Origin of the sequence: Brevundimonas sp. DC300-4 (assembly GCF_049897365.1) — a bacterium.
GTDB lineage: Bacteria > Pseudomonadota > Alphaproteobacteria > Caulobacterales > Caulobacteraceae > Brevundimonas.
The window spans coordinates 1-7,901 of record NZ_JAFCWC010000030.1; the positions used below are offsets into that span (position 1 = coordinate 1).

Genomic DNA, 7,901 nt, shown 5'->3' on the forward strand with positions numbered 1-7,901 from the left:
CGTTGCCTTCAAGGGCAAGGATTTTGGTCTCATCTTCGTTCCTTCGTCACTACGACGAGACCAAAATCCTCCTCTAAACGGAACCCTCAATCTGTCTCATTGGCGCTGACGGCGGACAAGCGTCGGCGGAGCGAGTCGAAGCTCCACCGCGCCGCCGTAGAAAAATCAGCCCGGATGACGCTCAAGCCAAGATTCGAGGTCGGCGATTTCTGGCGTCACAGAATCAACTACGGCCTGAGCCATGCGGCGGGCTTCGGGGTCTGGCGCATCACTTGCCAGTAGAGCCTGCGACATCGCGATGGCCCCTCGATGGTGGGCGATCATTTTCCGGGCCCACGTGCGCTGTGTGTTCACGTCGGTCGCCATCATCATGGCGCGGTGCATGTCCATCTCGGCCTCGGAGAATGCGGTCCGAGGCATGTTCATCCCTGACGGCATCGCATGATCCTGGCCCATCATGCCACCACCAGAAGCGGCTTGCGGCATAGCCATGCCCGGCGGCATCGCGCGACCCTGACCCATCATGCCGGTGCTCGAGCCTGAATGTGGCATACTCATGCCGGACATCGGCCGATCCGGCATCGCCATACCGGATTCAGATGCGTTGGCGGCGCACCCGGCGGTCGCGAGCAGGGAAAGCATCGACAAGGCTATCGCGGTCCGCCTGACGGGCCGCTCTGTGAGTTTTAACATGGGGTAGATCCTCTGGATCAAGCCACCTGCCAGCCGAACGGGGCGTCCGGAACGCGATGGCTGCGGCCGAGTTCGGCTGCCCTCTGAACGAACGCCGGTGTCGTTGGTTCAGATCGCCGGGCGAAGTGCGCCGAGAGATTCAGATGCGGCGGTCTTGGCCCAGGTTCCCGAACAAACCGATGCCGAGCACGACGCCTATTTGTAGGTGCGATTTAAATGCTGGAGCGCAACGTCGAGGCCTTCTGATGGTTCAGAACGGGAAGGAGCCTTCCATGACCTACTACTACAGCAAGACCAGCGACCTCCCGTTCGCAGAGGCCGTCGCACGCACACGCGAGGCTTTGAAAGACCAAGGCTTCGGGATCATCACCGAAATCGACGTCACAAACACCTTCAAGCAGAAGCTGGACGTCGACTTCCGGCCTTACGTGATTCTTGGCGCCTGCAATCCGAAGGCGGCGCATGAAGCGCTCCTTCAGGAAGACAAGGTCGGCGTCATGCTGCCGTGCAATGTCATCGTCCAACAGCGAGCAAGCGGAGGCGGCAGTGAGATCGCTGCGGTCGATCCAGTCGCCTCGATGTCGGCGATCCAGAACCCGGGTTTGAAGGCGAAGGCCGAGGAGATCGGAGCCAGTCTCCGCCGCGCGCTGGATGCAATCTGAAAAGCACGAGCGGCTGAGATCGGTTCACTCCACTCGGCAGAAGCAATACATGAACTGCTGAGGCGTCCCCCAAGGCGTCTCGTGCAGCTCTGTGACGCTGTCCAACAGACGGAACTTCGGGCCGAACTCGCCGTGCAGATTTTCTGCGTCGTAGCGAACGACATCCAAACCGCTGCACTTCTTCGGCCCATCCAGGCCGAATGTGGCGACGATGACGTGACCGCCCAGCCGAACTGCGCGGGCGACCTGACGCACATACGCGGCTCGGTCGTCTGCACTTGTCAGGAAATGGAAGACCGCCCGGTCGTGCCAGAGATCGTAGCGAGCGGCCTCCAACTCGACGGAGGTGATGTCGCCGGTGATCCAATGCACAGGGGCAGCAGCAAGGCCCAATCGGTCCTTCGCCACCTCTATCGCCGCTTGAGAAATATCGAGCACAGTTACGTCCGTGTAGCCGCGCGAGACGAGATCATCGACCAGGGTCGCCTCTCCGCCACCAACGTCGATGACCGCGCTATCGCGATCCGTTGCGGCGTCTTCGATGAGCCTCAGCGATGTCTCCAGGTGGGCGCGATACCAGCTTACCTCGTCCACCGCCTTGGTTTGGTAGACGTTTTCCCAATGGGCCTTGGTAGTCATCGCCGCCACTCCGGAACTGTCCCTGAAAGCTGGGGCTAAGATCATCTGAACGCCAGAGGGGCACGTTCGAATAGCCTTCTGCGCCTAAATCACATTCAGCGGCATCTTCAGGAACCGGCGGCCATCCCCTTCGGGCGGCGGCATCGCCCCCGCACGGATATTGATCTGGAGCGCAGGCAGGATCAGTTGCGGGGCCTTCAGTGTCGCGTCGCGGGCCTCTCGCATGGCGACGAACGCGTCCTCGGACACGTCGCCCCCGATGTGGATGTTGTGTGCGCGCTGATCACCGACCGTGGTCTCGAACCGGAAGTCTGTGCGACCGGCGGGCAGATAGTCGTGGCCCACAAAAACCCGTGTCTTGTCCGGCAAGGCGAGCAGCTTCTGGATAGAACGATACAGGATGCGGGCGTCGCCGCCGGGAAAGTCGGCGCGGGCGGTGCCGTAGTCGGGCATGAACAGGGTGTCGCCGGTGAACAGAGCGTCACCGATGCGATAGCTGACGCAGGCAGGGGTGTGGCCGGGCGTATGGATCACCTCCACCGTCAGGCTTCCGAGAGGAAAAGTGTCGCCATCGGCGTGCAGCCGGTCGAACACCACGCCGTCATGCGTGACATCATGTGCATCGAACATTGGCCCAAAGGTCGACTGAACCACCGTGATGCGCTCGCCTATGCCGATGGGCACGCCTTCGGTCCGCCGCAGATGGTCCGCAGCAGTCAGGTGATCGGCGTGGGCGTGGGTTTCCAGAACCATGGTCAGGGTCAACCCGGCCTCACGCAGCACTTTCATCACGGCATCGACAGAGTTGGTTGAGGTCCGCACCGAGGCTGCCTCATAGTCGAGCACCGGGTCGATGATCGCGGCCTCGTGCGTGTCGGGGTCGCTGACCAGATAGGTGACGGTATGGGTCGCCGGGTCGAAGAAACCTCGGATGTCGGGATGTGCAGCCATGGGATGGGCTCCTTTCAAGACGCTATATATTAGGTATTGCTTATTTAGCAAGCCCGCATATATTGCCTTCCATGACCGACCCCCATGCCCTCCCGCTCGAACTGTTCCAGGCCAACGCTGGGCAGGCCGCTAACCTGCTACGAGCGCTGTCTAATGAGAAGCGCCTGATGGTGCTGTGTCAGCTAGGCGATCGCGAACTTTCGGTGGGGCAGCTTCTGCCCGTCGTCGGCCTATCGCAGTCGGCTCTGTCCCAGCATCTGGCCCGGCTGCGTGAGGAGGGGCTGGTCGACACCCGCCGGGACGGCACGACCATCTTCTACCGCATCGTCGACCCCTCGGTGCTGAAGGTCATCGCCGTGCTCGCCGAGATTTTCTGCCCCCCGCTTTCACACAACAAGGACTGATCCCATGACGACCCTCACTCCCCTGAAGCCCGCCGATGTAGCAGAGCGACTTAAGACGCGCCGGGCGATCCTGATCGACATCCGTGAACCGGACGAGTTCGCGCGTGAGCACGTGTCGGGGGCCGTGCATGCGCCCCTATCGCGGATCGACGCCCTGACGTTGGAACGCCACGTGGGGCGAGACGTGATCTACACCTGCCGGACCGGCAATCGCACCGGGGTGAACGGCGTGAAGCTGGCGGCTTGCGTCCCTGCCGAAGCCTTCGTGCTGGAGGGGGGGCTGGACGCCTGGAAGGCGCAGGGTCTGCCGATCCATTCGGATCAGTCGCAGCCCATCGAGTTGATGCGCCAGGTCCAGATGACGGCGGGCGGGTTGATCCTGATAGGGGTGGCGCTGGGTCTGCTGGTGCATCCTGCGTTCTGGGGACTGGCGGCGTTTGTCGGGGCCGGACTCTTCCTGGCCGGGGCGACGGGTTTCTGTGGCATGGCGCGGATGCTGGCCGTGATGCCTTGGAACCGCAAGGCGCTCGGGGCCGCGTGAAATCATGACGACCGAGATGTTGCCTTTGCTTCTGGCGGTGCTCAGCGGCGGTCTCGTGGCCCTGCTGCTGACGCTGTTCGGTGGCGGGGGATCGGTGCTGGCAGTGCCGCTGCTGCTCTATGTCGTCGGCGTTACCGATCCCCATGTCGCCGTCGGCGTGGCGGCGGCGGGCGTGTCGCTCAATGCCCTGACGGCCCTGGCCGGTCACGCGCGCGCCGGACGTGTTCGTTGGCCGTGCGCGACCTTGTTCGCGGTCACGGGGGCCGCCGGGGCCTGGGTCGGGTCGTCTCTGGCTAAGGCCATCGACGGGCATCAGTTGCTGCTGATCTTCGCGTTCGCCATGGCAGCGGTAGGCGTATCAATGTTGCGGCCGAGCACGGCCGCTGTCCGACCCGAGCCCAGACTGAACTGGGCGATGTCGCCGCGCGTCGTCCTCGCGGGCGCGGGCGTTGGATCGGCCTCCGGCTTCTTCGGCATAGGGGGCGGCTTCCTGATCGTGCCAAGTTTAATGGCGTCCACGGGCATGAGTCTGGCCACCGCCCAGGCGACCTCGTTGGTAAGCGTGGCCGCGTTCGGAGCGACGACGGCTGGCAACTATGCTCTGTCCGGCTGGGTCGATCTGGGCCTGGTCGCCGCCATGACGGTCGGGGGCGTGATCGGGACTCTTGTCGGGCTGCCGCTGGCACGCCGTCTGGGAGCGAACGCGGCGTTGGGCCGAACACTGTTCGCCGGGCTGATCCTGATTGTCGCAGCCTACGTCGCACTTCGCGCGACGTCTGGCACCTAGTAGCCCTCGTCGACATTCGGGCGGAGTGTAGACCTGCGCATTTGTGCCCCAGCCAGCCGTAGAGCCTCGATTTGACGCTCGGCTGTCTGATCCAGAGTGGCGATCAATTGGACCCCGACTTCATCGCCCCGTTGCCAAACGACATCCGCAATATGTTGAGAACCTGAAGGCTGTATCTCAATTTTGATCCGGCCCGACATCTTGCTCTGAGAACGCACGCGAAGACGTGCGCCGTCACCATGCAAATCTCTGACAACTCCGTCGAAGACCTCCCCCCAGAGACCGTGCGTAATCTCGCAACGCAGAATACACCGGTCCCGTCCAACCGAACGGCGGTCAAGGTGGGGCCGCGCGGAGTTCGATCCCGTCTTCATCTGCTCAACCTGCCGACAAAGTTCTTCGAAACCATTGAGGGCCAGTTCGACGCTAACCGTCGGGTGACTTCAATTTCCGAAACGGGTCGGACTCAGCGGTTGGCTGTCGGCCCCAAAACAGACGTTGGGGCTACCGCCGCAAACCGGACCCGCCGGAGGGCTGTTCGGGGTGGAAAGGGGACTCAGACCACTGATCGTGATCTGAATAGGATAATGCTCGCGCTGAGGGGCCAGACGACGGCCCCAGATTGTCACAACGGTCTGGACGGAAGCCTTGCACCACGCCGTCAGAAATAAGCCAAGTTGCACCTTAGAACCGCGCACTAACCGTCAGCCGGGCATTGCGCGGCGCACCCGTCGATATGTTGGCGTTGTTGTGTGCGTCCGGGAAATAAGTCTCATCGAACAGGTTCTCCACGTTAACCTGCAACTTCACAGTGTCCGATAGGTCATAGAATGCAGCGGCATCGACCCGCACAAATCCGGGCAGTCGAGTGGTCGCATTGTTGGTCCGTATCGCTGCGAACTGGTCGGACTGATGCGTGACGCCCAGGCCCAAGCCTAGCCGCTCGTTGACGTCGTAACGGGTCCATAGGCTGAATTGCTGCTCGGGCATCTGGGCAAGGCGCACGAAATCGTTGCCTGCAAGCACCGCATCCTGCCACGCATAGCCGGCACTGATTTGCCAGCGGTCGGTGATGTTGCCGGTCGCCGACAACTCCAACCCTTGGGTCCGGGTCTTGCCGACATTGATGGTGAGCGTCGGGTTGCTTGGATCCGGCGTGGTGGCATTGGTCCGGTCAAGCTGGAACAGGGCTGCAGTCAGGATCAGGTTCGGCCGTGCCTGCCATTTCACGCCGACCTCGGTGTTGGTGAAAAGCTCTGGCTCGAGATTCTCCTGCGTCGTGGACAGGCTGAGAAACTGGTCGCCGGAACGGGGGAGGAAGGACCGGCTGTAGCTGGCATAGAGCGACAGATCCGGCCGCGCCTTGTAGATCAGGCCAAGACGCGGCGACACTTTCTCATCCGTGCGTGAAAAGGGCCGAGCAGGGGTTGGCTGGAAATCAGTGCCCTTGATGTCGAACCGGTCGAAGCGCAGGCCTGCGACGGCGTCGAACCGCTCCCCGAGGCTAATCTGGTCCTGAACATAGGCCGAAACGGTTTCGACCGTCGAAGCTGTATCACGCACAAGAGCACCGAAGGTCACCGTCGGAAACACGGGATTGACAAGGTTCAGGCTGGAAGTGGACAGGACCCCATTGCGGCGCTGGTTGGCAGACGTCTGATCGCCGTATTCCAAGCCGAACAGGATGCGATGATCAACCGGGCCGGTGCGCGTTTCCCAAAGCAGATTGCTCTGGACCAGCAGGTTCTCGCGGGCCGTCGGATCTGTATAGGCCGCCAGCGGGACGCTTCCAGTCTGGCCCGTCGCCGGACCGTTGGGGAACACATTGGCATAGACCTTGTCGAAATCGCCATACAGAGCCGTCGTCGATACCGACAGGCCGGGCGCAATGTCCCCATCGATCCTCGCCTTCAGGATATGGGCTTGAAGTGTTGTCCGGTTGACGCCGGGCACGCCAAAGAACTGGTCGCGGTAGCCCTCGATCGGTCGACTGTTCAGTGAGGGCACCCCGCGGTCGGTGACCCGGGTGTCGTCGATGTATTCATACGATAGGCCGGCACGCCAGCTACCCCCGAGGTCAGCCGCCAGATAGGGATTCACCGCAAACCGCCGGCCATCATAGAAATCCCGATGGTTGTTCAGTTCTTCGTAAACCGCGTTCAGACGAAAAGCTGCCTTGTCTCCGATAGGCGTGTTGAGGTCGGCCGACAGATCGAAGGCACCGAAGGTGTTGGCCGATAGCCGCCCAGATGCAAACGAGCCTGCGTCGTTCGGTGTCTTCTGGACCCGGTTCACGATGCCGCCCCCGCCCCCCCTACCGAAGATCAGGGCGTAAGGCCCCTTGAGCACATCGACACGTTCTAGGTTGTAGAGCCCACGATAGTATTGAACGTCATCGCGAACACCATCCAGGAAGAAGTCTGCGGTCGTGTTCTGCCCGCGCAGCGTAATCTGGTCGCGGTTTCCTTCGCCCTGACCCACAGTCACCCCTGGCACATAACGAAGGACGTCCGATAGGCTATGGGCGGCCTGATCGTCCAGCTGTTCTCGGGTTATCACGCTGACGCTTTGGGGCACATTAATCAGCGGCGTGTCGGTCTTCGTCGCCGTCACGGAGTTGATCGCGACATAGCCCCTTGTCTGACCGGTCACTATGATAACACCCAAGTCCGAGGGCGTTTCCTGCGCATTCGCCCCTGTCGGCACAGCTATGGTCAGAGCAGCAGAGGCCAGAAGAAAACGCATCGCAGTCGAACGCCCAGATATGGAAAGATCGCCCCTGATACTGCGACCCATTATCATTAGCAACATCAGATTTTGGCGGCATGCGGGCATCCGACGATAACCGGTCTGAGGAAGGGAGCGACCCCCTGTGGGGACAGGGCATGACGTCAATCCCGCTTCAAATGTCTGATTAAGGTCGACATGCGTCTTTGACATCAGGCCGAAAAACGGACGTTCGCCAGCGGGGTCAACACGACGGAGACGACCGCGAAACTTCCTCGAACAGTCAGTGCGATTTAGACGTCGTCACGACTTTGGAGTCTTGGCCTTGCGCGCCGGTTTCGCCGCCATCTCAGCTGTCTTCGGCTGACGCCCGCCTACTCCCAAGCCCATCGACTTGGCCAACGCCGACCGTTTGGCCGCATATTCGGGGCTCACCATCGGGAAGTCCTTCGGCAGGGAAAAATGCACCCGATAGCTTTCCGGGGTGAAGCCCTGGA

General features: G+C 61.7%; 10 protein-coding genes. 4 read left to right on the forward strand and 6 right to left on the reverse strand.

Features of this window, described 5'->3' with window-relative positions:
- Positions 1 to 165: 165 nt before the first annotated feature.
- A complete protein-coding gene (locus ACP7AZ_RS17530; RefSeq protein WP_426039941.1) occupies positions 166 to 693 on the reverse strand; it encodes a DUF305 domain-containing protein in 528 nt (175 codons plus the stop codon).
- A gap of 272 nt (positions 694 to 965) precedes the next feature.
- Here ACP7AZ_RS17530 and ACP7AZ_RS17535 point away from each other — a divergent pair, with 272 nt between their 5' ends.
- Complete coding sequence (locus ACP7AZ_RS17535) at positions 966 to 1,355, forward strand: DUF302 domain-containing protein (protein WP_426039942.1); 390 nt, start codon at positions 966 to 968, stop codon at positions 1,353 to 1,355.
- 24 nt (positions 1,356 to 1,379) lie between these two features.
- On the opposite strand, the gene ACP7AZ_RS17540 is transcribed toward ACP7AZ_RS17535, so the two are convergent.
- Both ACP7AZ_RS17540 and ACP7AZ_RS17545 read right to left on the reverse strand, forming a co-directional pair.
- A complete protein-coding gene (locus ACP7AZ_RS17540) occupies positions 1,380 to 1,994 on the reverse strand; it encodes a class I SAM-dependent methyltransferase (RefSeq protein ID WP_426039943.1) in 615 nt (204 codons plus the stop codon).
- Positions 1,995 to 2,078: 84 nt separating this feature from the next.
- Positions 2,079 to 2,945, reverse strand: coding sequence for an MBL fold metallo-hydrolase (locus ACP7AZ_RS17545; RefSeq protein WP_426039944.1), 867 nt, complete (start codon positions 2,943 to 2,945; stop codon positions 2,079 to 2,081).
- A 71-nt stretch (positions 2,946 to 3,016) separates the two neighbouring features.
- On the opposite strand from ACP7AZ_RS17545, the gene ACP7AZ_RS17550 reads away from it, so the two are divergent.
- Genes ACP7AZ_RS17550 through ACP7AZ_RS17560 form a run of 3 tightly spaced genes read left to right on the forward strand, consistent with a single transcriptional unit; the run spans position 3,017 to position 4,677 of the window.
- Positions 3,017 to 3,349, forward strand: coding sequence for an ArsR/SmtB family transcription factor (locus ACP7AZ_RS17550; protein WP_426039945.1), 333 nt, complete (start codon positions 3,017 to 3,019; stop codon positions 3,347 to 3,349).
- Positions 3,350 to 3,353: 4 nt separating this feature from the next.
- Positions 3,354 to 3,890, forward strand: coding sequence for a rhodanese family protein (locus ACP7AZ_RS17555; RefSeq protein WP_426039946.1), 537 nt, complete (start codon positions 3,354 to 3,356; stop codon positions 3,888 to 3,890).
- A 4-nt stretch (positions 3,891 to 3,894) separates the two neighbouring features.
- Positions 3,895 to 4,677, forward strand: a complete 783-nt coding sequence (locus ACP7AZ_RS17560; protein WP_426039947.1) for a sulfite exporter TauE/SafE family protein — start codon at positions 3,895 to 3,897, stop codon at positions 4,675 to 4,677.
- On the opposite strand, the gene ACP7AZ_RS17565 is transcribed toward ACP7AZ_RS17560, so the two are convergent.
- The 3 genes from ACP7AZ_RS17565 to ACP7AZ_RS17575 all read right to left on the reverse strand — a co-directional run.
- The gene (locus tag ACP7AZ_RS17565; protein WP_426039948.1) at positions 4,674 to 5,051 is read right to left on the reverse strand and encodes a PilZ domain-containing protein; all 378 of its coding nucleotides are present in this window, start codon (positions 5,049 to 5,051) and stop codon (positions 4,674 to 4,676) included. The genes ACP7AZ_RS17560 and ACP7AZ_RS17565 overlap by 4 nt on opposite strands.
- A gap of 310 nt (positions 5,052 to 5,361) precedes the next feature.
- Positions 5,362 to 7,422 (reverse strand): TonB-dependent receptor, encoded by a 2,061-nt coding sequence (locus ACP7AZ_RS17570; protein WP_426039949.1) that lies wholly within the window; start codon positions 7,420 to 7,422, stop codon positions 5,362 to 5,364.
- 285 nt (positions 7,423 to 7,707) lie between these two features.
- Positions 7,708 to 7,901 (reverse strand): MucR family transcriptional regulator (locus ACP7AZ_RS17575; RefSeq protein WP_426039950.1); only part of this gene is annotated, 194 nt, incomplete at its 5' end.